Raw genomic sequence first — 25,342 nt, forward strand, 5'->3', positions numbered from 1 at the left:
ATTTTGTGCTAACTATACGGAATTATAAGAGGTAAAACAAAATTAATTACTCTTAGAGATAGGTTTGATTTCTAATCATTTTCGTTAGAATATGTCGCACAGATTTTAGCTAATGATTTAGCAAAATTATCATATTCTTCATCTTCCAGTAGACTTTTAAAAGATTTTTCTAAACTCTTATAAACAGAACTTTGAATGCTCAAAAACAACTTTCGACCTTTTTCAGTTAACAATATATGCTGTGCTCTTGCATCATATTGACATGTTGCACGATATATCAACTTTCGCTTTTCGAGTTTATTGACCATTAAACTTGCAGATGATTTTTGTACCTGCATTTCAGCAGCTAGTGCTGATAAATGTGTACTATCATCATGTTTATCACTTGTGGGATCAATTTCTGCATTCTCAGCAATATGAACACATAACAAGTATTCAAACTCACTGTAACTTAAACTACTTTCTTTATTCTCAAACGCTTGAACATCCCATCTTCTAGAGATTAATCGTTGAAATTTTATGAGTGAATTTTCCAAATCCATAGTTAAACAAATACCACTTAGTTAGCTTACCTAACAAAATAACATTTCTTATGTAAAAGTACTATCTATTAATTATTAGATGAAATTCATGTGTATAAGGCCATACACAAAAATATAGTTTGACAAACTAACTATATTATTCATAATAGTTAGGAAACCTAACAATGAGTAATAACAAATATGAGTGATAATAAATATGAGCTTCTTGATTGTGCATGGTGTGACAAACTTACCGAAGATTATGTTGAACAATGGGGAGAACTCTTACTTCATCAAAAGACTCCTGAATTCTGTAATTTATTACCTTCTGAAATTGTTTTAGATATTGGCTGCGGTAGCGGAGCTTCTGTTAGAGCGATTGCCAGTAATCTGACAACGGGTCATGTTATTGGGATCGATCCAACTCCTAAAATGCTTGAGATCGCCTCTAATCTCACGGTAAAGGACAAGCATAATAAACAGGTCACATTTTTACATGCTGGAGCCGAAAAAATCCCCGTTGAAAGTGAAAGCTGTGACTTAGTGCTTGCGGTAAATACTCTGCATCATTGGATAAATGTTAACGATGGTCTCGATGAAGTACTAAGAATACTAAAGCCCGCGGGTCGATTCGTTTCTGTTGATGACCTTTGGGAAGAATCTATTGAATTTAACCAAGATCAAGCTGGCAGTAGTGAACATATTTCTTGCAATCATGAACTAAAAACAAGAGATGGCATTGTGAATTTACTTAAGAGTAAAGGTTTCTCAAATATTTCTAACGAGGAGCACCGTGAGCCAGATGCCACTGCATCAATAATCACAGGATATAAAGCAAAATACTAACTGAAGGAGATTAATATGAACATTACACTCGCGCTTATGGGACTTTCAATATATATCTTGTTCTGGGAAAAGTTACCTGATTGGGGAAACTGGTTTAACTGGATTATTGAAAGATTACCTAGACCACTAGCATACTTATACGAAGCATGGCAATGCCCCTACTGCTTTGGTTTTTGGATTGCTTTAGCCCTTCATGGGATAACTGGATTACAGACAATACCAGCATTAGAATCTATGCCTAGCTATATCGGTATTGGTGGTACGGCCATCGCGTGGATATTAGATGCATTAGTTACAGCAACTTTAATCATGTTCGGCCAACTTTGCTTAAATGCTATTGCAGTACCGGCAATTAAAGGATATCAAATGACAATGGAGTTTAAACAATCTTTTAAAGAAGATTCAATCGATTCACTTTAAGTAGGAAGTGCACCTGAACTAAAAAATATTTGGAAGATTCTTAACAGAGGAGATTTACAATGGATGATAACCTACCATTATACCAAAGGTGCACTTTTAATACTGAACGACTACAAATTAACAGTGTTAAATCCCAAAAATTTGATGAAGACAGTAAACGACTATTCACACTTAAAGTATTAACGTTGTTAACACCTTCGGTGACTAAATCTCTCCCCAGTGAATGGCAGAAAATTACAAACTATGAAGAAGCAAGTCATTGGTGGCAACAATGTCTAGCAGAAAGCACTTTTCTATCTATAAAACTGAAATCAAACAATGAGATTATCGGCTTTGTTTTTCTTTATGAAGATGAAGTAAAACAAATGCAAGTAGACTTGCATATTGGCTACCTATTAGGTGAACCATTTTGGACTAAAGGATATGGAAGTGAATTGATTAACGGATTAGTTAAATGGGCGTATTCAGATACGGACATCCATTCGCTAATTGGAGGTGTTGAATTTAGTAATATTGGGTCAATTAAAGTAATGAAGAAAAATGGATTTAGTCGTTCAAAGCTGGAAAGCTCTGATAAAAACGTAATATTTTTAGAGCATGTCATTAAAAAATGAAATACTACAACCTTGTTTGAAGACCCGTCATAACTTTTTAAGGATTAAGTAAATAATGTAATAAGCTTTCAAAGCTTTGCGTGCCTGGATGAATCCAGTCAAAATGTCCTGTGCCTGCTGAAATTTCAAACGGTAAACCAGAATTAACGGCTTGAGTCGTATCAACGATGGGATCGGTGTCACCGATAAACAAAAAAACTTCATCTGCTAATCGACTCAATTGTGGATTTGCTAGTGCATATTGTTGGGGAATATCCGCTGGCAAACCATTCATAAAACTAGTGGCTGCAGAGTTACAGCTCCCCTCTTCATTAGCGTAAGATACCAAATCGGTGATCGCGGCTAATCCAACTGTATTAAATTCACTTTCAAGGTTCGAGCTTGCCAGTAGTGCTAGGTGTCCGCCTGCTGAATGACCAAGTACTACAAATTTTCTGTTGCTATGATAGTTTTCACTCGTAGAAAAAATAAAATGTAGAGCCAACTCAATATCTTGATACGTGCCAGGCCAACCGCCGCCCTGATCCCCTGTTGCCCGGTATTCAACAGACCAGAGATGAAAACCATTTAACGCCATTGCTGTTGCAATAGGGTAGCTTTGTTCAATGCGATACGCATTAGACCAACAGCCACCGTGAATGAAAATTAAGGCAGGTAACTCTTCTTCCTTGTCACTTGCTTCAGCGGGCCAATATTCAACATATTGTTGTGCTTTCTCTCCATAGAATAAGGTTTCTGTCGAAGGTTGATATGCAAGCGAGGTAATATCTGAAAATGACACTGGCTGTGCTACCTTTACATAAAAACTAGCGTGCGGATAAGCAGCTTCCGGTTGTTCTGACTCGGTTTCAGAGGTGGAAGTACTGCTGCCACAACTAGACAAAAAGAACAGTAGAATGACAGAACATAAAAGTTTCATATGAATAAATATATCAAGTGGTGTATCAATGAGAATAACGGCCTTAAGCCATTAAGTCTAACAACTACGTGTATAACAATAATAATTTAGAATAGTAATGCTGTTATCGTTTACTATTTACAACGCAATAATTCGAACTTCAATCATATAATTATTGATAAAAGGATATTTTTTAAGCTATTTTACTAACTAAAGAAGTTTTCAAAGGACAAGGACTATTTTGAAGTTAATTGCCGTTTTTTTCACTTTATTTTGCTGTTTTGCTTACGCTGATAACATTAAAGTAGGCGCTGATGCATGGGCTGATGTAACTGAAACTGACGGTAGCGGTATATATTTTAAATTATTAAACGAAATTTATGGCGCTGAAAATATTGAAGTTAACATTGAAAGCTTCCATCGTAGTTTAAAGTCATTTGAGGATAAAAAAATCGACTTATTACTAGGCGTTTTCAGAGAGGATGTTAAACATGCCATCATTCCTAACTGGTATATCAATACTGACGATCCTATTCTAGTTTTTTACCGCAAAGATAGCCCTAATAAACCTAACATTCATAATTTATCTGATTTTTCAAATTCATGGGTGAGAGGCTATCATTTTGAGCGATTTATAAACGATCGTTCTGATACATATAAAGTTAATTCTGCTGATGAAGGGTTTATTTTATTAGCAAATAACCGGATAGACACTTTTATCGACTACCTTGATAATGTACCAACAGCACTCACCGATAAATTTGAATATTTTGAATTACTCCCCCCGAGACGCTTATATATAGCTTTTCAAAAAAACCAACGCGGGCAAAAATTAGCAAATATTTTTGACAAAAATATGTCTTTGTTACGCAAATCGGGCAAATTAAAAACACTATATGCTGGGTTATACGAAAAATCTGAGCTTGATACCTTTGAAGAAAATAAAGAAAAAATGGTGATTTTAACAGATGAGATCAGTTTACTCAGAGGGAATAAACAACAAGTGCTCCCAGTCAATCAAACGTTAAAGAACAATCTCAATTTATTATTTGATCAACTCGACGGTTACGACTTTGAATTTAAGTTAGTAGACAATTATGCCGACATTACTGAAAATATTGGCCAAGACAACCTTTGCTATTCTGATATGTTAAAAACCTCAGAGCGGGCAAAACATTATCTGTTTAGTCAACCATTTGCATTATATTTAGGTTTACAGATTTATTCGAAAACCCCTTTGCCTACTAATGAATATAATCAAGTTAACCTTTTAGCGCTGTTAAACACACATCAAGATAAAAAAATTGGACTTGTTTCAGGTAGAAGCTTAGGTGAAAAAATCGATCAACAGTTATCCCAGCTTTCTGAAAAGCAAATTATAAGCACTCCAACAAAATTAAATAGAACGCTTGCGATATTCAACCATGATCGTTTCGACTACTTAATAGAGTATCCTCAATATATTGATTTACTTTGGCCTAATATAAGTCAGACAAAATTGTATTCTTATCCACTTGAAGGTGGAAGACTTTATTCTGTTGGCCATATGATGTGCCCTAAAACCGACACTAATCAGACATTTCTTAACCACTTTAATCAAAATGTTCAAACACTCGTTAACAGCGGCGCACTCTATAATGTTTTAACAAACGAAGTAAGTGACGTTAAACAAACGGAATTTACGCGATATTTTCACCAAGTATTTAAACCTAAAACCATAGTCTTAGAGTGATTTTTGCTTTTGTAGCTTGAAACTATATTGATAATATTGACTATGATAGACTACAGAAAACCGATAAGAATTAGTAAAATGAACGCAGATAACCTACTAGAAAAAGCGAAAAACTACTGTCTTAAACGCGGCGTGAGATTTACCACGACGAGAGAACAAGTATTTAAATTACTGTCTAATCATACCAATGCCATCGGTGCATACGATTTACTCGATGAGTTAAAAATTACCGATCCTGCAGCTAAACCTGCCACCATTTACAGAGCATTAGATTTTTTAAGTCAGCAAGGTTTTGTCCATAAAATTGAATCAATTAATGCTTTTGTTATGTGTCATCATTTTGGTGATTGTAACCATCCTGTACAATTGTTGATTTGTGATGACTGTGGTCATGTTGAAGAAATTCAATCAAATGATTTTGATAACGCTTTAAAAGAAATGGCGACGAAAAAAGGGTTTACTATCAGCCATCAAATCATAGAAGCTCACGGTGCTTGTCAGTCCTGTCAATAATTCAAAACAATTAATCTTATTTATTCTACCACTCGTCGCAGTGATCATTCATTTGCTCTAAACTCGATTAAGTAATCGTGGTATAAAGAAATATTATACAATATAAACCGCCATAAAATTGGAAAGATATGAAAATCTCAATAAAATCAGCTTTATTATGCTTTGCTGTTACCTGTGCCGGTAACGTATTTGCTAAAAGCACTATTAGCGATGATAAATTTCGTCAATTAGAAGAAAACTTACCAACACCAAATACTTACCGTACCGCTTCTGGTGCGCCTGGCCATCAATATTGGCAACAGCAAGTTAATTATAAAATTGATATTGCCATCGATGATAAAACGCAAAGATTGACAGGGTCTGAAAGCATTGAGTACACCAATAACTCACCTGATACATTACGATATATTTGGATACAGTTAGATCAAAATCGTCTTAAAAGAAACTCAAATACCAACTTATCACGCACAGCACCTAATAAAAAAATTACTTATAAAGGCATGCGAAACGTAGTCAAGTCAGACGCTTTTGACGGAGGCTATAATATTACTCAAGTGACTGCTTCAAATGGTAAGCCGATGAAGCACACAATCAACAATACAATGATGCGTGTCGACTTATCAAAACCTCTTAAACAAGGAGATTCGGTAGAAGTTAACATCAATTGGGATTATCAATTACACGAACAAAAAGTACTGGGTGGCCGTTCAGGTTATGAATACTTTGAAAAAGACGATAACTACCTTTATGAAGTTGCTCAATGGTTTCCTCGTGCTGCAGCATATTACGATGCAATGGGCTGGCAAAATAAACAATTTTTAGGCAATGGTGAATTTGCCCTTGAGTTTGGTGATTACGATGTGGAAATTACGGTTCCTGCCGATCACATAGTTGCTGCAACAGGTGTTTTACAAAATGCCAATAAGGTCTTAACCAAAACACAACGTAACCGTTTAAAGAAAGCTAAAACAGCAAATAAGCCTGTATTGGTTGTAACTCCAGACGAGGCGTTGGAAAACGAGAAATCTCGCTCGAATAAAACTAAAACATGGCATTTTAAAGCGAAAAATGTGCGTGACTTTGCTTTTGCTTCAAGCCGAAAATTTATTTGGGATGCTCAAGGTTATAAAGCCGGAGGCACTGATACTATGGCAATGTCTTTTTACCCGAATGAAGGTAACCCATTATGGGGACGTTACTCTACAGAATCAGTTATTCACACGATGGAACAATACAGCAAATACACTTTTGATTATCCATACCCAGTATCAATTTCTGTACATGGTCCAATTGGCGGTATGGAATACCCGATGATCACCTTTAATGGCTATCGTCCAACATTAGATGAAAAAACAGGTGAAAAAACCTATTCACGACGTACAAAATACGGATTGATTGGCGTTATCATTCATGAGGTAGGTCATAACTATTTTCCTATGATCGTTAACTCAGATGAACGCCAATGGACATGGATGGATGAAGGTCTAAATACATTCCTACAGTTTTTGGCAGAACAAGCTTGGGAAGAAAACTATCCATCTCGTCGCGGTCATGCTGCAAATATTACAAGCTACATGAAAAGTGACAACCAAGTACCGATCATGACGAACTCTGAGTCAATTTTACAGTTTGGTAATAATGCATACGGTAAGCCAGCAACTGCACTTAATATTTTACGTGAAACTATTATGGGCCGTGAACTTTTCGACTTTGCATTCAAAGAATATGCACAGCGTTGGAAATTTAAACGCCCTACTCCTGCAGACTTCTTCCGTACAATGGAAGATGCATCAGCGATAGATCTAGACTGGTTCTGGCGAGGTTGGTTTTACACAACGGATCATGTTGATATAGCACTTGGCGATATTCACTTATATCGTCCAAACAGTCAAAACCCTGATGTTGAAGAAGCTTGGGAACGTGCTTTAGAAAATGAAAAACCAACTTTTATTTCTGATTTACGCAATAAAGGTCACAAACTGCGTGTAACAAACAGACCTGAGTTGTTAGACTTTTACAACGAACATGACCAGTTTACTGCAACTAATGCTAAGCGAAACAGCTACAATAGTAGCCAGAGAAAACTTAAGGATTGGGAAAAAGAGCTTCTAGTTGACGAACGTAACTTCTACATTGTTGATTTCAAAAATAAAGGTGGGTTAGTGATGCCGATTATTTTAGATATTACTTATGATGATGGTGAAGTTGAACATGTCCGAATTCCTGCTGAAATTTGGCGTAAAAACACGGATAAAGTATCTAAACTATTTATCCGCGATAAAGAAATTACCTCAATAGCACTTGATCCTAATTGGGAAACAGCGGATGTAAATGTCAATAACAATTACTGGCCTGCTCGTCCTATCAAGTCTCGTTTTGAACTCTACAAGCGTAAACAAAAAGATATGATGCGCGATTTTAACGTTGAGTTAAAAGCTGACGAAAACGAAGATGACGTTAAAAAAGAAGATAAATAATAATGTACATTAACACATTAAAAACATTCTTTTTTTTATTGCTGATTGGGTATGGGGCGATGACCTCTGCCCATAAATATTTTTTTGGATTAACAGAAATTTCTGTTAATCCAAAAAATCAAACAATAGAAATTATTCACCAATTTACCGCTCACGATCTTGAGAATGCGATTGCGGAACAAAAACAAGAGCACTTTTCTCCTGAGCATCCAAAGTACGATTTATACATTAAAGAGTATTTCGATAATCACTTTCAGCTTGATTTCCATCAAAAGAAAATTGAATTGAATTGGGTAGGATTAGAACTGATGAAAGGTAAGGTTATTATTTACCAAGAAGCACAGTTTAAAAATAAATTGGCCGGATTAGTGGTAAAAAATGATTTACTCGTCGATACTTACACCAAACAAGTAAATATTGTGAATTATCAAGACTCTGGATTAAAAGGTAGTTTCACTTTTACAGAATCGAATAACGTTGCTATTATCGAAAAACATTAATTAGTATTCATTGATTTACATTTTGTGATTTAGCGTGCAAAATCAGGATACTAGTATAAGAAAAGGCTTTGAGAATCTTCATGAATGTAGAGTTTATTAACCCGTTTTTATCTTCAATGCTTAATGTCATGTCAACTATGGCACAAATGGAATTAACACCTGAAAAGCCCAAATTGAAGAAAGATGAAGTGGCTATGGGCGATGTTTCAGGCCTTATAGGCATGGTTAGCGAACAAACGAAAGGTTCGTTATCCATTACTTTCGATGGCCCTTTAGCAATTGCAACCATGAAAGGAATGGTCGGCGAAGGCCCTGATGAAGTAAACGATGAAATTACTGATTTAGTTGGCGAAATAACCAATATGGTTACCGGTGGCGCGAAAAGAATGCTGAGTGAAAAAGGCATTGAATTTGATATGGCGACTCCTATGGTCGTGTCAGGATCAAACCACACGATTAAGCATAAAGCTGATGGACCTATCGTAATCATTCCATTAAATTCTCCTCATGGAAAAGCTTATATTGAATTTAGTTTTGATAAATAGCGGTATCTGATATTCAAAAAAAGCCTCTTAGTGAGGCTTTTTTATTGTCTATATGTATACAGTTATAAAATAGAAAAAGGTTTAAAATGTGGTTACAAAAAGAAATTAACTTAACAGCTCCCTGCCGAGGATTTCATTTAATTACAGATAAAATTTCTTCTAATATACCGGAAATAAAAACTATAAATATTGGGTTATTACACTTATTTATTAAACATTCATCCGCATCACTGACCATTAACGAAAATGCCGACCCTACCGTACGTAGTGATATGGAAACTCATTTTAATCACTTTGTTCCTGAAAATGCATCGTATTACCAGCATACCTATGAAGGACCTGATGATATGCCTGCACATATCAAATCAAGTACCTTAGGCTGCCAGTTATCGATTCCTATCAGCCAAGGAAAATTAAATTTAGGTATATGGCAAGGTATTTACTTAGGGGAGCATAGAAATCATCCAAGCAGGCGAACCATAGTAGCCACCATCAATGGAGAGTGATCAAAATATTACTTCACTGTAACTTGAACACGACGACTAATATTACATAACAATTCATAAGGAATGGTCGTTGCACACTTAGCAACGTTTTCTACAGGTAGGCCTTTACCCCACAGTGTTGCAATATCACCGATACAATCTTGCGAATTTTTACCTAAATCCACGGTGATCATATCCATGGATACTCGGCCAATTAAAGGGACAATACGGTCATTAACTAAAACGGGTGTACCATTTTGAGCATGTCTCGGATAACCATCGCCATAACCAATAGCAATCACGCCAATCGTAGTATCACGGGGGGCTTGCCAGGTTCCCCCATAACCTACCGCCTCTCCTTTCGCGATGTTTCTTATCGCGATAAGACTAGATTGTAGTGTCATCACCGGTTTTAAATTAGGTTGATTCGCTGATAATTGTTCTGAAATCGGCGATACACCATAAAGCATTAATCCTGGTCGGATCCATTGAAAATGACTTTCTGGCCATAAACAAATACCAGCAGAATTAGCCAAACTTTTACTCTTATTCAACCCCTCAGTCACTTGATTAAATAAGGCGATTTGATTGGGTGTTGCTTGACTCTCAGCATTGTCTGCACAACTAAGGTGGCTCATCAAAATTATATCTGGATCCACGTTCTTACTCTGATTTAACTGCCCATAAAAAGTTCTGAACTCTTCAGGAGCGATACCTAAACGATGCATTCCAGTATCTATTTTCAGCCAAACTTTAATCGGTTTCGCTAACGTTGCAGAGCATAATAATGAAAGTTGTTCTTGGTTATGAATAATGGTTTGCAGTTCGTATTCAGCAATAACATCAAGATCCTTGTGAACAAAAAAACCTTCAAGTAATACAATTGGTTTTGTGATGCCTGCTTCTCTTAATGCTAGCGCTTCATCTAAGCGAGCAACACCGAATGCGTCGGCTTGATTAGTTGACTCTGACAATGCATTGGCAATACGAGCCAAACCATGACCATAGGCGTTCGCTTTTAAAACAGCTAAAACTTTACCTTGTGGAGATTGTTTTTTGATGTAACAAAAATTACTGATTAATGCCGGTAAATCAATAATTGCCGTTGCCGTTCGTAGTGTCATTCGCGTTTAATCTTCGTCTAGTACGTGGGTTCCAGCATAATTATCAAAACGAGAAAATTGGCCTTGGAATGTCAACGGTACTCTTCCTATTGGACCATTACGTTGTTTACCTATGATGATTTCTGCCATACCTTTAAACTCAGAATCGTCGTGATAGACCTCATCACGATATATAAACATGATTAAATCGGCATCTTGCTCTATTGAACCTGACTCACGTAAATCTGAGTTAATTGGACGTTTGTCAGAACGTTGCTCTAGACCACGGTTTAGCTGTGAAAGTGCAATAACAGGTACTTGTAATTCTTTGGCAAGCGCTTTAAGTGAACGAGAAATTTCCGCAATCTCTAAAGTTCGATTATCTGAAAACTGGGGAGCTCTCATTAATTGTAAATAATCGATCATGATCATACTAATGCCACCATGATCACGATGAATTCTTCGGCATCGAGAACGGACTTCGGTAGGAGTTAAACCCGCGGCATCATCAATATACATTTTGCCTTTATCAATCAAAAGACCCATTGTTGATGAAAGCCTTGCCCAATCTTCATCACCTAATTGGCCGGTACGAATTTTTGTTTGATCTATCCGTCCTAATGAGGCAAGCATTCTCATCATAATTTGCTCCGACGGCATCTCCAAACTAAAAATAACCGCAGGATATTCTTCTGTCATTGCTGCATATTCGGCTAAGTTCATCGCAAACGTGGTTTTACCCATAGAAGGACGAGCGGCAACGATAATTAAATCAGACTTTTGAAACCCTGCTGTCATTTTATCAAGATCAGCAAAACCACTCGAAACGCCAGTCACACCGCTTGAAGGAGTCGCACAAAGTTTTTCTATGCGATCTACCGTTTTTTCAAGCACAGAATTAAGGTTTTCAGGTCCTTCAGATTTATTGGCTCTTTGCTCAGCAATAGCAAACACTTTTGTCTCAGCTAAATCGAGTAACTCAGCACTACTACGTCCTTGTGTATCAAAACCCGCTTCAGCAATTTCATTCGCAACACTGATCATTTCACGCGTTACTGCACGTTCTCGAACAATATCAGCATAGGCCGTAATATTGGCAGCACTCGGCGTGTTTTTCATCATTTCAGCAAGATAAACAAAACCACCTGCATCTTCTAATTTTTGATCATTTTCTAAGGCTTCAGACAAAGTGATTAAATCAACTGGCTCACCCAATTCAATTAACGCGCCAATCGTTTCATAGACAATCCGATGAGATCGGCTATAAAAATCTTGAGCAACCACCTTTTCGCCAACGCGATCCCACGCTTCATTATCAAGTAATAATCCCCCTAAAACAGATTGTTCTGCTTCAAGAGAATGAGGAGGCACTTTTAACTCTTCGACTTGTGCATCATGAGTAAAGCTTTTTTTATCTTTTGAAAAATTGAAGGGCTTACGGTCGGCCATTTTAATACCTGTTTACCAAATCAAACTAACGGATACACCGCAATATTCTAAGGATTATGAAAGTCCTTATTATGTATTAGGAATGAAGGTTAAGTAAAGCTGGTTTGATGAATATTGCTAAAAGGTGCAACATTCAGACTAGTCACTAAATGGCTAGTCTGAGTGTTAAAATACATTCTATTTACAGACTATTTTTTATAAACTTTAAGGCGCCCGCTTACAGTACTGGCCTTTACGGATGCTTTGCCATTTCCGGTCGCAAAATAAAGTTTAGAACTAGGTCCATACTTAGCGTGTTTTGCTTTATCTTGGGTAATTTTATTAACAAGATCGCCGCCAGCGTTCGATTTCATTCTAAAACTTGCCTGTACATCATTAGTAAAACCTAAATTAATATCTCCACTAACGCTCGACATTTTTATTAAGCCGTTGGTATTTAATGATAATTCGCCATCTACATCACCACTTACTGTTGAAATAACTAACTCATCAACGTCACCCATCATTATGTCAATTTCACCAGAAACGGTATTCACAAAAACTTCATTCGCTTGGGTGCGTGTTTTTAAATGACCGCTTACGGCTTTCAAACTGATGCGCCCTTTAGAAGCTTTGTCGTAAATATCACCACTAACTGATGAAAGATCAATTTTTCCAGATAAGTTTTCGCTCGTTATATCTCCGCTCACTGAGGTTATTTCGATAAGCTCTGACAAGGAATTCACTTGAATATTCCCGCTAACAGATTTTACCTCGGTACTTTTTGTTAACCCTTCCACAATGACATCAGTTGAGACACCTTGAAAATCCAAACGTAAGTGTTTCGGGACGTGAATGGTTAAGTTTGAACCTTGTTCATGCCAACTGCTTTTCATATGATGAGGCATCACGGTTTTCACTTTGATAAAAGCACCGTCTTTTTCAAAAATGAATCGTTCCGCTTTATCATCAATTTCACCCGTGACCGCAACGGTACTTTTATCCCATGCAAGAATTTTTACTTTGCCTCTTAGATTTTCAACACTGATATTCGTTGCCCCATCGACCGACAGGCTCTTATCAATGCTTTCCCCAGCAACGCTTGGTAACGATAATGCGGTTAACGCGATAACACACAAGTTAATAATAATTCGCATAATTCTTCCTACTAAATAGTTTGCCATTGAGGACTGTAAAGCTGATTAAGCAGCTCTAACTCTTGTTTTTGAGTCCAACGTAGTAAATTTAATAATTCGCTATTGTTGGGATCATTTTCTAATGCTTTAGAAATTGCTGCTCTTGCAGATGATAACTCTAAAAGCTGCTGCTGCATTTCTGGAGATAGTTGTGTTAATTCTGGTTGACCAAAACTTGTTAACATCAAGGTTTTTTGTTGCTCGAAGTTTTTTTGCATCACACTGGCTAAATCAAGGTTCTCATGTGATGTTGTCATTTGAGGACTAAACGAAAACCAAGTTAACAGTACAGCAGCAACTACAGAAGCTGCCCACGCTAAATGCACCCTTTTAGTTTTTTGCGGGTATGTTTCATTTGGTAATCGAGGCGACACCGCTATAGCTTTTTCAATGCCCTGCCACAGATCACGTTTAGGTGACATTTCTTTGGATAATTGTTCCACTTGCTCGTCAAGTGTTGCTTCTGAAATAGGCTTTTTCATACTAACTGCTCACTTAATGATTCTCTTAATAAATTTCTTGCTCGATGATATTGTGACTTACTCGAACCCACTGCCATATTTAACATTTTGGCAATTTCTTCATGTCGGTAACCTTCAACGGCAAATAACACAAAAACTAACCGTGCTCGTTCAGGCAATTGTTGAATTTTTACATCTAAAGCTGACGAAACAGTAGCGTCGATTAACTCAACACTGGCTTCTGTGACGGTTTGCTCTTCAATGCTAAAAATACGTTGTAACCAGTTTTTTTGTTTTCGTAAGTGACCCAAAACAATATTAGTTGCAACGCTATGTAACCACGTAGAAAACTTACTATCGCCACGAAAATTACCAATTTTTTGCCAAAGTTGTACAAACACCTCTTGGCAAACATCTTCAGCACTATCTTTATCGGCAAGCATACGCCAACACAACGCAAAAATTCGACGGTGATAGGTTTCATATAACTGATGAAAAGCTTGTTGATCACCTTGTTGAGCACGAGTGATTAATTCATTCTCATGATCAGCAACGAACAACTCTTTTGCATCGATGACTTTAGACTTATCCAAACAATGTTTCTCAAAAATATTGATAACTATTAACTTAGATGCAGTATGCAGGTATAGGGTTTAAATAGATGTAAATATTTTTTATTAAGTAAGAATATCAAGAATAATACCCTGCTTTTTCGTACATTCAAGGTCATGCACGCATAAAAAAACCGAAAGCCATACAGCTTTCGGTTTTCGTACGTTGGGTTGAGAACTTATTCGTAAGGGCGTTCTAACCACATAATTTGAATTTTTAGATCATCAATTTCTTTTTGCGCGGCTAATAGTTGCTGCTCAATTGATAACTCTTCAGTTTTATTTTCTTCAATGATTTCTGGCATTGTACTCTCTCCAATATGCATCATACGACTCCCGAAAAATGTAACCACAACTGAATTATTACACAACCACTTTCATAATGAAAGCACATCGAAAGATTTATGTTACGAAAAGAAATGAAAAGTTTCATTTCAAGCGCTAATCGGAAGGTTAAAATATCCTAAAAATCAGAAGATTAATCGATATCACACCGATATATAAATCCTTATAAAATTTTTCAGAATAAACGATTAAAATATCGTTATCGTGAAGTAGATAGACTGATCAGTTTTGGTAAGAAAGTGTGGCTTTCTTTTGCAAGTTCGTTTTGCTCAATCAATACATCCTCTAAAATTTCTCTAGATGTCAATGGATTAGCAAGAACCACACGAAAAACTAGCGTTTTGCGGCCGCGATACTTTTGAACTTCGATACGAGTACGAGAAACAAAAGATTTACCGTTTTCTCGTTGTCGTTTTTGAATAAATTTGGTGAGCTTATCCAATATGCTATTTGCCAGATCTTGGGCATCATCATCCGCTTGCGTTAAAAACGTTTGTACCACTTTAGGATTATATCGGTAGGTTAATAAACATAATTCTGGTTTTGTGATCAATTCAAAATCTGGGTGTTGCTCAATAATATCAGCAAAATAATTCGCTTTATCAATACTTTGATTGATTAATAATTCATAACCGGGACGACTGATCACATGTAAGCTAGCATAAACTAACATTGCCATTCCTGGCCGTGAGCCTTCTAGCGTATGAGAGCCTAAATCTTTTGAGCCTTTCCGTAAAATATATTCTGCATGATGTTCAATGGATGCCACCGATGCCGGATTTTTAAAGACAACCAACCCAGCTCCCATAGGAACATACATTTGTTTATGCGCATCAATGGTAACAGAGTCAGCCAGTTCAATGCCTTGTAACAACGGACGATATTTCTCTGAGAGTAACGTTGCTCCGCCCCATGCTGCATCAACATGGAAGTGACAATCATACTGTTGAGCAATCTTCGCCATTTCAGTTAATGGGTCAATATTTCCCGTCTCTGTAGTCCCTGCAACACCAACAATACTAAGTACACGTATGTTTTTTGCGGCAAGTGCTTGGCATTTTTCTTTAAGTTTTTGGCAATCAATTTTATTATGCTCATCGGTAGAAATAGCTATGACACTATCTTGCCCTAACCCTAAGATATCTGCGGATTTTTTTAATGAGTAATGGCCACGGCTCGACACTAAAATAGCGAGGCCTTCATATTGATAATGTTTGAGTGCCTGAAAGATTCCTTCTCGAGCAACACCTTTAAATGTTCCATCAGGTCCGAGTAAGTTATTCCGAGCAACCCAAAGCGCTGTTATGTTAGCGACTGTACCACCAGAACAAAAAGCCCCTAACGAATGATTGGCGCTATGCATCCATGTATCATAAAAGTTATCATCGTTTTGATACACTAAGCGATGCAGCATTCCTAACACTTGACGCTCTAAAGGCGTAAATGCTTTTGAGGTTTCAATTTTAACGAGGTTTTGATTTAAGCCGACCATTAATTTTGATAGTGGAAGTATAAAATAAGGTAAGGCAGAGGTCATATGACCAATAAAACTAGGGCTGGAAGTATGAACAGATTGCGACACTAACTTATCTAATAAGTGATGCATGTGATCGGAAACAAACGTTGGTTGTTCCGGTATTTTTGAACAATCAAAATCCTTCTCTATTTCAGATAACAATTGTTCTTTTGCCGCAATATGATTACCAAGAAAACCGGCTAAGTTTTCTGAGATCTCTTTCTCTATACGCCCTAATGTAGAATTTGGCGCTTCCGGAATGGTAAAAATTCGATGCAAAGACTCTTGAGTCGCCTGAGCTTTTCTTTTGCTACCCGTCATACTTATTCACTGTTCAAAGCTTGAATTAATGCAAGCGATAATGATGTTATAAGTGCGGCACTTTAATAAAATTTACGTCAAATGTCTTGTATTTTCATCGATGCGTTGGTCTTTTATAGTATTTATGCAACTAATGTCGCCAAATATACAAAACCTAACTCTACGATTGCTAAACTGCTTAAGGCCATCATTAATACATTTTTTTTAATATTATAAGTCATTTTTAATCTTCCTTTAATTGAACTTACAAACCACTATTCAAATTACAAGCCAAAATCATAACCACATGTTTTAATTGAATTTTAAAAATATAATAAGCGAAAGGAAGAATTATAGATTGAAATTTATAACTATTTTTTAGTGAAAATAACCACTATTTATTAGCATTTTTCGTCATGAAATATTCTAAGAATTAAACAGTGGTAGATTTTTAAAGGATATCTTTATTGCAGCAATCAGCCTGCTTAAAACAGGCTGGTAAAGTACCGCTTACTTAATAGATAACTGCCAACACACTTGTCCGCTTAATTGATATTTAGCCTCAAACGGGGTTAAAGGTTGCTCATCATTAACTTGACTGATGGTACCGGATCTTCCTGTTATATCAGCAGAGAACTGAAACTCTTCTAAATATAATCGCCAATTACTTCTTAAAATGATTTCTTTACCAATAGCGATTATTTCGGGAAATACAGCACTGCCATGCCAACGACGTTGAACATGTTTAGCTTTCGGCCAAGGATTCGGATAGAGAATATAGTGTTGTGATACAGGCCATTTCGCTTGTTTAACTAATCGATAAAAATCATTTAAATCGGCACGTACTAAAATGAAATTATCAACTTCATGGGTATCGGTTGAAGTTCTTAATTCTTCGTCATTCCGTTCAATTCGATGAGCAGACTTATCAACACCAATAACTAACGCTTGCGGATTTTTTTTGGCCAACAATCGCGTACTTTGACCTACACCACAGCAAGAGTCTAAGATAATTTCACCTTGGTGCGCTAACACGCGACGATGAGCTAACTCAAATGCTTCTACGGTATGTGCTTGAAAAGGTTTTTTCGATGGGTGTGCCAAATGCTTTTGTACTATTTCAGCCAGTTTTTCGTGTATTCCTGGCTGGTTAGTTACAATCTCTTTTGAATCACCTAATGGCTTGTTGTTAACTGTCACAATATATTCTTAATTACTGAAGTGATTAACTTCTTAAACCAATACCTTTCGTTATTAACGTCATAGCAATAACAAAAAGGGTAATAATAAACGCGGCTAATACTGAAAAAGCAGCCACTAAACTGACATCTGAAATCCCAAGAAAACCATATCTAAAAGCATTGACCATATAAACAATGGGGTTAATTTGAGAAACACCTTGCCAAAATTCAGGTAACAAGGTGATAGAATAAAACACCCCGCCTAAATAGGTAAGTGGCGTTAATATAAAAGTAGGTATGATTGAAATATCATCGAAACTTCCTGCAAAAATAGCATTGATTAAACCGCCTAAGGCAAATGTCGCTGACGTTAGCGCAACCGTAACTATGATGATCCAAATATTATGAACTTGAATTTCCGTAAATAATAATGAAATAAGCGTGACAATACAGCCTACTAAGATGCCACGACACATACCTCCGCCAACGTAACCTGCAACAATTACCCAGTTTGGAACTGGTGCAACTAACATTTCTTCGACGTTTCGTTGCCATTTAGCGCTAAAAAACGAAGAAGCCACATTAGAGTATGAGTTGGTAATAACACTCATCATGATCAAACCTGGGACAATAAATGACATATAGTCAAAACCGCCCATCTGACCGATACGAGAGCCGATTAACTCGCCAAAAATCACAAAATATAAACTGATAGTGATTGCAGGCGGAACTAAGGTTTGCACCCAAATGCGCATAAAGCGGTGAACTTCTTTATGTAAAATACTTTTTAGCGCGATCATATTTCTTGCGGACGACATATTATTGCGCTCCTTGTGTTTGTTTTTCGCTATTGGCACCTGTACCTATGATACTGACAAATAATTCTTCAAGACGATTACTTTTATTACGTAAACTTAATACATTGATATCTTGCTCGGTGAGTTGGCTAAAAACATCATTAATTCGCTGTGATTTTTTTACATCCACTTCGATGGTGTGATCATCAATAATTCGATAACAAAATCCGTTCAGTGTTGGCTCTGCACCACCGACACTTAAGTCAAGCACGATAGTTTCTACATCCAACTTGGCTAATAATGATTTCATATCAGTGTTTTCAACAATAATACCTGAATCAATTATCGCGATATTACGACATAACATTTCAGCTTCTTCTAAGTAATGCGTGGTTAATATAATAGTAATTCCTTGCTTGTTGAGCTCACGTAAAAAATCCCACATTGAGCGACGTAGCTCAATATCAACTCCAGCAGTAGGCTCATCAAGGATCAGCATTTTTGGTTCATGCATTAATGCGCGGGCGATCATCAAACGTCGTTTCATACCGCCTGAAAGCATTCTGGCAGCGTCGTTACGCTTTTCCCACAAGTCTAATTGTTTTAAGTATTTCTCAGCTCTTTCATGAGCAACACTTCTTTCAACGCCATAATAACCAGCTTGATTCACCAAAATTCTAATTAAAGATTCAAATTGATTAAAATTAAATTCCTGAGGTACTAAACCAATATAACTTTTTGCATCTTCAAGTGCTTGATCAATATCGTGACCAAACACTTTTACTTGGCCTGCTGTTTTATTCACTAACGAAGTAATAACACCGATGGTAGTTGACTTACCAGCACCATTGGGTCCTAACAAGGCAAAAAAATCACCTTGTTTTACCGTTAAATCTATTCCTTTTAAGGCCTGAAAACCGCCTTTATATACTTTTTTCAAACCAGAAATATCTAACGCATTTTGCATATCTATAACCATTAAGCCAAGTGAGCGAATTAATCTTCTTTTAATGGGGGATAAAATAGAATTTTCAATGAAAAACGATAAATTATCTTTACAAAAACACGAAAAATTCGGATATTTTTTATAGTAAAAAGTATTGCCAACATATTGTATACAATTTAAAGTGTCGCCATTCAAAAAAGGAAATACACTATGCAACGTACAACAGTAAAACTGTGGTTTGTTGGAGCCGTAATGTTCACAGCATTAGCCGCTTGTCAAAGTACAGATAAACATAACAATCAGCAAACGACTTTAACAAACCCGTTAACGCTAGAACGCATTTATAAAGATAGAGAATTTAGCTCAGACAGAATTGGGAGAATTCGTTGGTTAGCTGATGGGAGTGGCTATACAGCCATTGAAAAGTCAGCAACAACAAAAACGGATGAAGATGGCAAAAATCACAGTATCGGAAAAGACATTGTTGTATACGATCCAGAAACATTAGCGCGCAAAATATTAGTGAGTGCCGAGCAATTAACGCCTGAAGGCGCAGAACAACCATTATCAATTGATAATTACATTTGGTCTGATGATAGAAAAAAATTACTTATTTATACCAATAGTAAAAAAGTCTGGCGTTCGAACAGTCGTGGCGATTACTGGGTGTTAAATCTAACGAGCAACGCGCTCACACAACTTGGCGGCGAAAACGTAAAAGCAAGCTCTTTGATGTTTGCTAAATTTTCTCCTGATGCGTCTAAAGTAGCGTACGTGGTTGATAATAATATTTATCTAGAAAATCTAACCTCTACTAAAATCACCCAATTAACGCATGATGCGGGTAACGGTATTATTAACGGTTTATTTGACTGGGTATATGAAGAAGAATTTGGTATTCGTGATGGTTTCCGTTGGAGTCCTAATGGCGAAAAAATTGCATACTGGCAGCTTGATACCAGTGGTAGTAAAGATTTTTACATGATCAACAATACCGATGAACTGTATCCAACTATTGTGTCATTTCCTTACCCTAAAGTAGGCGAAACGAACGCTTTAGCCAATGTCGGTATTATCGATTTATCCAACCAGAAAACCACTTGGGTTAACCTGCCCAACAACTCACGTGAAATGTATATCCCACGCATGAATTGGTCTGGTAATAGTGAAGAAGTGTTAGTTCAGCACCTTAACCGTAAACAAGACCGAAACGCGCTTTATCTCGCAAATGCCGCAACCGGAAAAGTCAATAAAATTTACACGGAAAAAGATGAGCATTTCTTAGATGGCATTACTGACGCTAAATGGATAAACAATGGTAAAAATTTCATCTGGACCAGTGAGGCCTCAGGTTGGAGACATTTTTACAGCATATCACGCGATGGCAACACTAAGCTTGATTTAACGCCAGGCGAGTTTGATACCGTTAGTTTACAAGCGGTTGATGAAGACGGTGGTTGGTTATATTACATTGCATCCCCTAAAAATATCGGCCAACGTTATTTATTTAGAAGTAAACTAGACGCCAGTATCGTTAATCAACAAATTACCCCTGAATCGTTTGCAGGCAACAATAGTTATCAAATGTCTGATGATGGTCAATGGGCGATTCATTCTTATTCTTCTTTTACGCAACCAACACAAAAACGATTAGTTAAGCTTGAAGGTCATCAAGAAAAACACATGTTGATGGATAACAAAAAGCTTATTGATAAGTTAGCGTCTTTAGAGCAACCCGACCACGAGTTCTTTCAGGTTCAAGCACAAGATGGGTTAACTCTTGATGGTTACATTATGCGCCCTGCAAACTTTGATGCCAGTAAAAAATACCCGATTATTTTTTACGTTTACGGTGAAGCATGGGGGCAAACAGTACAAGACAGATGGCGTGGTAACTCATACCTTTGGGATCAAATGCTAACCGAGCAAGGCTATATTGTTGCTTCTATCGACAATCGCGGTACTCGTGCCCCTAAAGGCAGAGAATGGCGTAAACAAGTGTATGGCGCAGTAGGCGTATTATCTTCACGTGACCAATCTGACGCCTTAAAAGCGATGGCAAAACGATGGAATTATATAGATACCAACCGAGTTGGCATTTGGGGACATTCAGGTGGTGGCTCAATGACATTAAATATGATGTTCCGCTACCCAGAGCAATACCATGTCGGTATTTCATTAGCACCCGTACCTGATCAGCGTTTATACGACACTATTTATCAAGAGCGTTACTCTGGCATTTTAGCCGATAATGAAGAAGGCTATAAACAAGGTTCACCGATTACCCATGCGAAAAACTTACAGGGTAACCTATTGTTAGTGCACGGTACTGGCGATGACAATGTTCACTACCAAGGCTCTGAGCGATTAATTAATGAGTTGGTGAAACATAATAAGCAATTTCAGTTTATGTCTTACCCTAACCGCAGTCACGGTTTATGGGAAGGAGAAGGCACAACCCTTCATTTAAAAAGTTTACAGACTGAATATTTTGATCGCTACTTAATGAATAAAAAAGTGCAATAATTATTGATGTTAATAACTATTATCGAAAGCCTGCAAATGCAGGTTTTTTTATTATTTAACGCGCATTCGGAAGGTTATTTATCGATAGTTGCACGTACAAACAATAAAGTAAAAAATGGTCAAATGTGCTGAGATTTAGTTCATTTAACATTACTTAGCAAACAGAAAAACTGTAATTCACTGAAAATTATAATAAAAATAATTGGTTTTGATTTTGCAGAGTATTGATAAAACGCGAAAATATGAACAGAGGTAATAGATGCGAGATTTAAATTCGACCCCAACTAAAAACTGGCAAAATACGAGTGTATGGATGCGCGGCCTATTTATGATCCTATTCGGGTTTATTGGTGGCTTTGCACGATTTATGATCACGCTAATTGCTATATTTCAATTTTTCTCTTTATTACTGACCAGAAAAGCTAACTCTGGGCTAAAAGTGTTAGGTCAAAGCTTAAATAACTATATTTACCAAATAAACGATTTTCTTACCGCTAACTCTGACACCTACCCGTTCCCTTTAAGCGGCTGGCCAGAAGATAAATCTACGTATAAGTATTCGTCAAGAAGTTAATCAATCCTGAAACAAAAAAGCTCACTATTCAGAGAGCTTTCCAATATAAATTCTTAACAGTTTTTACGCAGAAAAAAACTTTTAAAACAAGGCATTGTAATCGAAGCATAGTGTTTCTTATGCGAGTGCAACAATAACGTAGTTATCAAAGCTTTTAGCCAGTAAAAATTTTATTTGCTGGCGCGCGATACATACTCACCGGTACGTGTATCAACTTTTACCACTTCACCAATTTGCACAAATAATGGAACACGAATTACCGCGCCTGTTGCTAAAGTTGCAGGTTTACCACCGGTACCAGCCGTGTCACCTTTCAAACCAGGATCTGTTTCAGTAATTTCAATTTCAACGAAGTTAGGTGGATCTACCGAAATTGGATTACCATTCCAGAAAGTAATCGTACAAAGATCACCTTCTACTAACCACTTTTCATTATCGCCAACCGCTTTTTCATCAGCTGCCACTTGCTCAAAGGTGTCATTATTCATAAAATGCCAAAATTCGCCATCGGCATATAAATAACCAAGTTCAGAATCCATAACATCAGCGCCTTCACATGAATCGCCAGATTTAAATGTTTTTTCAAGCACTTTGCCTGAAATAAGTTTACGGATTTTTACACGGTTAAACGCTTGGCCTTTACCCGGTTTTACAATTTCGTTATCTAAAATATTGCATGGTTCGCCATCGATCATAAGTTTAAGACCGTTTTTGAACTGATTAGTACTGTAGTTCGCCATAAGAGTGTTCTCTTTTTATTAACGCAGAGAGTTAAATGTTGAAAATAGAAATGCCGCAAATAATACCTCAAATTCACGATAATTTGCACACTTCTTGGCAAAAAGAATTATCAAATGTGGTAACTGATCCAGAAAAGCTACTCGAAGCACTCAATATTAGTCCGGAAAAATACCGAGCGCACTTTAATGCGAGGCAATTATTTCCGGTTAGAGTGCCTCGTCCTTTTATCGCTAGAATGAAAAAAGGCGATATAAACGACCCTTTGTTAAAACAAGTGATGCCGTTATCACATGAATTTATTACTACTGACGGTTTTACAACCGACCCTTTGGAAGAACACGACTCAGTTGCCGAAGGTTTATTACACAAATATAAACATAGGGTATTAATGATAGTCAAAGCAGGTTGCGCTATTAATTGCCGTTACTGTTTTCGTCGTCATTTTCCTTATCAAGATAACAGCCCTAATAAACAACGCTGGCAAGAAGCGCTTACTTATATTGCGCAACACAATGCAATTAATGAAGTGATTTTTAGTGGTGGTGACCCTTTAATGGCAAGCGATGAGCATTTAGCGTGGTTAATTCAGCAACTTGAAAATATACCACACATTAAACGTTTACGTATTCATACCCGTATGGCGATAGTGATCCCTCAAAGGATCACGCAAACTTTAGTCAATTTACTGGCAAATACTCGATTAAAAGCCACCTTTGTCTTTCACATTAATCATAAAAATGAAGTTGATCAGCAAGTAATAAAAGCCATAGAGCCATTACGCGAAGCTCGAATTCCTTTGTTAAATCAAAGTGTTTTACTGAAAGCGGTTAATGATAATGCCGATATTTTATGTCAATTAAGCGAAACATTATTTGATAACGGCATTACTCCATACTATTTGCATTTATTTGACAAAGTACAAGGTGTTGCACATTTTGATACCGATGACAGCTCAGCAAAAAACATCGTGAAACAAATGATGGCTACTTTACCAGGATTTTTAATGCCAAAAGTTGTCAGAGAAATTGCAGGTGAAGCTAACAAAACACCGTTCAGTTTGGCATAATAGACCGATTAGAATTGTCTGTTAATATTTTAGGTAAGTTTAAACATTATGAGTGCAACAGTTAGTCAACAATTGGTAGAAAATGTTTCTATCATCTTAAAAAAATCATTGGCAGCCGATGCTACGTTAAGTGATTTACGTGAGAAGAACCAAGCAGGTTTTGAAGCCATTTTTACTAAAGATGCTGGTTTTAAATGCTCAGCAAATACCTTTCAACCTTACGTGGAAGAAGTAGCTAACGACTTAGTATTTTGGCAAAAAACATCTGATCAAGCCACGTTAATAGCTATGGTGAAAAAAATTGAGCAACTTTTTACAGTGCTAGGAAATTTTGAACAAAGCTACACAGCTTGATACTTTAGTATTTCAGAACAAGACAGCCGCCTATAAAAAAGCCGAAATAATTTTCGGCTTTTATTTGGCATATGAATGACCTTAACTAGGTCGAGCATTCAGATTTATTGTAAGAGTGTTTTTTCAAACCATTCATCTAACATTTTCTTTTCATAACCTAAACTATCGCGATTATAACGAAGATTTGATCCCATCATAAAATTCATGTCTTTAAGATTAACATCCCCAGATGTCAGCACGTTTTTATTGCCATCAAGCACCTGATATGAAAACTCGATACGTGGGAAAAATATTTCTTTTATCACTCGAATGCGCTGCATGTTTTGATGCACATCGCCGGCTAAATCAACATCTTTAACATCAATTAACAGTGTTTGACCTTCCGGTAACTTTTCCGCTAATCCAGAAAAATGCTCTTCAAAATTAGCAAAAACACGCGCTTTAAATTTAGCACGATGGCCGTCACCCGCATGAACATCTCGATATTTATCTGAATTAGTCCACTTAACTTCACTGGTTGCCGCAGAAGAAACAAACGTTAACAACATTGACGATACCGCGAGTAAAGTCACACTTAGCTTTTTCATCAGACTCTCCTTTAACTTTTCGTTAGTTTAAACATGGTTTACATAAACCATTGTACAGA

At 36.8% G+C, this 25,342-nt stretch carries 27 protein-coding genes; 13 read left to right on the forward strand and 14 right to left on the reverse strand.

What is annotated here, in order from left to right; translation table 11 throughout:
• Window positions 1–71: 71 nt before the first annotated feature.
• Window positions 72–542 (reverse strand): MarR family winged helix-turn-helix transcriptional regulator, encoded by a 471-nt coding sequence (locus tag RM573_RS15215; protein ID WP_311583936.1) that lies wholly within the window; start codon window positions 540–542, stop codon window positions 72–74.
• 180 nt (window positions 543–722) lie between these two features.
• On the opposite strand from RM573_RS15215, the gene RM573_RS15220 reads away from it, so the two are divergent.
• From RM573_RS15220 to RM573_RS15230, 3 genes are read left to right on the forward strand one after another with little or no spacing between them, the layout of a single operon-like run.
• A complete protein-coding gene (locus tag RM573_RS15220; protein WP_311583938.1) occupies window positions 723–1,367 on the forward strand; it encodes a class I SAM-dependent methyltransferase in 645 nt (214 codons plus the stop codon).
• Window positions 1,368–1,382: 15 nt separating this feature from the next.
• Entirely contained in the window at window positions 1,383–1,787 is a 405-nt protein-coding gene (locus RM573_RS15225) for a hypothetical protein (RefSeq protein ID WP_311583940.1), read from the forward strand.
• Between the two features lie 59 nt (window positions 1,788–1,846).
• On the forward strand, window positions 1,847–2,401 hold the full coding sequence (locus tag RM573_RS15230; RefSeq protein WP_311583942.1) for a GNAT family N-acetyltransferase: 555 nt from the start codon (window positions 1,847–1,849) through the stop codon (window positions 2,399–2,401).
• A gap of 37 nt (window positions 2,402–2,438) precedes the next feature.
• Here the strand turns inward: RM573_RS15230 and RM573_RS15235 are convergent, their stop codons facing one another.
• Complete coding sequence (locus RM573_RS15235) at window positions 2,439–3,320, reverse strand: alpha/beta fold hydrolase (protein ID WP_311583944.1); 882 nt, start codon at window positions 3,318–3,320, stop codon at window positions 2,439–2,441.
• A 220-nt stretch (window positions 3,321–3,540) separates the two neighbouring features.
• On the opposite strand from RM573_RS15235, the gene RM573_RS15240 reads away from it, so the two are divergent.
• From RM573_RS15240 to RM573_RS15265, 6 genes are all read left to right on the forward strand, one after another.
• On the forward strand, window positions 3,541–5,031 hold the full coding sequence (locus RM573_RS15240; protein ID WP_311583946.1) for a hypothetical protein: 1,491 nt from the start codon (window positions 3,541–3,543) through the stop codon (window positions 5,029–5,031).
• 78 nt (window positions 5,032–5,109) lie between these two features.
• Window positions 5,110–5,544, forward strand: a complete 435-nt coding sequence (gene zur / locus RM573_RS15245; RefSeq protein ID WP_311583948.1) for a zinc uptake transcriptional repressor Zur — start codon at window positions 5,110–5,112, stop codon at window positions 5,542–5,544.
• A gap of 128 nt (window positions 5,545–5,672) precedes the next feature.
• Window positions 5,673–8,021 (forward strand): M1 family metallopeptidase, encoded by a 2,349-nt coding sequence (locus tag RM573_RS15250; RefSeq protein WP_311583950.1) that lies wholly within the window; start codon window positions 5,673–5,675, stop codon window positions 8,019–8,021.
• A gap of 59 nt (window positions 8,022–8,080) precedes the next feature.
• Complete coding sequence (locus RM573_RS15255) at window positions 8,081–8,521, forward strand: DUF6702 family protein (RefSeq protein WP_311583953.1); 441 nt, start codon at window positions 8,081–8,083, stop codon at window positions 8,519–8,521.
• An 80-nt stretch (window positions 8,522–8,601) separates the two neighbouring features.
• Window positions 8,602–9,066: a chemotaxis protein CheX gene (locus RM573_RS15260; RefSeq protein WP_311583955.1), complete on the forward strand. Its 465-nt coding sequence runs from the start codon at window positions 8,602–8,604 to the stop codon at window positions 9,064–9,066.
• A gap of 86 nt (window positions 9,067–9,152) precedes the next feature.
• Entirely contained in the window at window positions 9,153–9,572 is a 420-nt protein-coding gene (locus RM573_RS15265) for a secondary thiamine-phosphate synthase enzyme YjbQ (RefSeq protein WP_311583957.1), read from the forward strand.
• A gap of 8 nt (window positions 9,573–9,580) precedes the next feature.
• Here the strand turns inward: RM573_RS15265 and alr are convergent, their stop codons facing one another.
• The 10 genes from alr to RM573_RS15315 all read right to left on the reverse strand — a co-directional run bounded on the left by alr (window position 9,581) and on the right by RM573_RS15315 (window position 19,456).
• Window positions 9,581–10,675 carry an alanine racemase gene (gene alr, locus RM573_RS15270; protein ID WP_311583959.1) on the reverse strand — a complete coding sequence of 365 codons (1,095 nt, stop codon included), beginning with the start codon at window positions 10,673–10,675 and terminating at the stop codon, window positions 9,581–9,583.
• A gap of 6 nt (window positions 10,676–10,681) precedes the next feature.
• Window positions 10,682–12,103, reverse strand: a complete 1,422-nt coding sequence (gene dnaB / locus RM573_RS15275) for a replicative DNA helicase (protein ID WP_311583961.1) — start codon at window positions 12,101–12,103, stop codon at window positions 10,682–10,684.
• Window positions 12,104–12,291: 188 nt separating this feature from the next.
• Window positions 12,292–13,239 carry a DUF4097 family beta strand repeat-containing protein gene (locus tag RM573_RS15280; protein WP_311583963.1) on the reverse strand — a complete coding sequence of 316 codons (948 nt, stop codon included), beginning with the start codon at window positions 13,237–13,239 and terminating at the stop codon, window positions 12,292–12,294.
• A gap of 11 nt (window positions 13,240–13,250) precedes the next feature.
• Window positions 13,251–13,760 (reverse strand): hypothetical protein, encoded by a 510-nt coding sequence (locus RM573_RS15285; protein WP_311583965.1) that lies wholly within the window; start codon window positions 13,758–13,760, stop codon window positions 13,251–13,253.
• Window positions 13,757–14,332, reverse strand: a complete 576-nt coding sequence (locus RM573_RS15290; protein WP_311583967.1) for an RNA polymerase sigma factor — start codon at window positions 14,330–14,332, stop codon at window positions 13,757–13,759. Before RM573_RS15290 ends, RM573_RS15285 begins: the two co-directional genes overlap by 4 nt.
• A 197-nt stretch (window positions 14,333–14,529) precedes the next feature.
• Entirely contained in the window at window positions 14,530–14,679 is a 150-nt protein-coding gene (locus RM573_RS15295) for a hypothetical protein (RefSeq protein WP_311583969.1), read from the reverse strand.
• A gap of 215 nt (window positions 14,680–14,894) precedes the next feature.
• Window positions 14,895–16,532: a pyridoxal-dependent aspartate 1-decarboxylase PanP gene (gene panP, locus RM573_RS15300; protein WP_311583971.1), complete on the reverse strand. Its 1,638-nt coding sequence runs from the start codon at window positions 16,530–16,532 to the stop codon at window positions 14,895–14,897.
• A 489-nt stretch (window positions 16,533–17,021) separates the two neighbouring features.
• Window positions 17,022–17,711 carry a tRNA (guanine(46)-N(7))-methyltransferase TrmB gene (gene trmB, locus RM573_RS15305; RefSeq protein WP_311583973.1) on the reverse strand — a complete coding sequence of 230 codons (690 nt, stop codon included), beginning with the start codon at window positions 17,709–17,711 and terminating at the stop codon, window positions 17,022–17,024.
• A gap of 25 nt (window positions 17,712–17,736) precedes the next feature.
• Window positions 17,737–18,510, reverse strand: coding sequence for an ABC transporter permease (locus RM573_RS15310; RefSeq protein WP_311583975.1), 774 nt, complete (start codon window positions 18,508–18,510; stop codon window positions 17,737–17,739).
• 1 nt (window position 18,511) lies between these two features.
• On the reverse strand, window positions 18,512–19,456 hold the full coding sequence (locus RM573_RS15315; protein ID WP_311583977.1) for an ABC transporter ATP-binding protein: 945 nt from the start codon (window positions 19,454–19,456) through the stop codon (window positions 18,512–18,514).
• Window positions 19,457–19,645: 189 nt separating this feature from the next.
• On the opposite strand from RM573_RS15315, the gene RM573_RS15320 reads away from it, so the two are divergent.
• A complete protein-coding gene (locus RM573_RS15320; RefSeq protein ID WP_311583979.1) occupies window positions 19,646–21,961 on the forward strand; it encodes a S9 family peptidase in 2,316 nt (771 codons plus the stop codon).
• 259 nt (window positions 21,962–22,220) lie between these two features.
• Window positions 22,221–22,535: a DUF4389 domain-containing protein gene (locus RM573_RS15325; RefSeq protein ID WP_311583981.1), complete on the forward strand. Its 315-nt coding sequence runs from the start codon at window positions 22,221–22,223 to the stop codon at window positions 22,533–22,535.
• 170 nt (window positions 22,536–22,705) lie between these two features.
• Here RM573_RS15325 and efp read toward each other — a convergent pair whose 3' ends face one another.
• Window positions 22,706–23,275, reverse strand: coding sequence for an elongation factor P (efp, locus tag RM573_RS15330; protein WP_311583983.1), 570 nt, complete (start codon window positions 23,273–23,275; stop codon window positions 22,706–22,708).
• Window positions 23,276–23,325: 50 nt separating this feature from the next.
• On the opposite strand from efp, the gene epmB reads away from it, so the two are divergent.
• A complete protein-coding gene (gene epmB / locus RM573_RS15335) occupies window positions 23,326–24,342 on the forward strand; it encodes an EF-P beta-lysylation protein EpmB (RefSeq protein WP_311584152.1) in 1,017 nt (338 codons plus the stop codon).
• Between the two features lie 48 nt (window positions 24,343–24,390).
• Window positions 24,391–24,696, forward strand: a complete 306-nt coding sequence (locus RM573_RS15340; RefSeq protein WP_311583985.1) for a hypothetical protein — start codon at window positions 24,391–24,393, stop codon at window positions 24,694–24,696.
• 104 nt (window positions 24,697–24,800) lie between these two features.
• Here RM573_RS15340 and RM573_RS15345 read toward each other — a convergent pair whose 3' ends face one another.
• Window positions 24,801–25,283, reverse strand: coding sequence for a DUF3016 domain-containing protein (locus RM573_RS15345; RefSeq protein WP_311583987.1), 483 nt, complete (start codon window positions 25,281–25,283; stop codon window positions 24,801–24,803).
• Between the last annotated feature and the right edge of the window lie 59 nt (window positions 25,284–25,342).

The organism is Thalassotalea castellviae (assembly GCF_031846185.1).
Classification (GTDB): domain Bacteria; phylum Pseudomonadota; class Gammaproteobacteria; order Enterobacterales; family Alteromonadaceae; genus Thalassotalea_H; species Thalassotalea_H castellviae.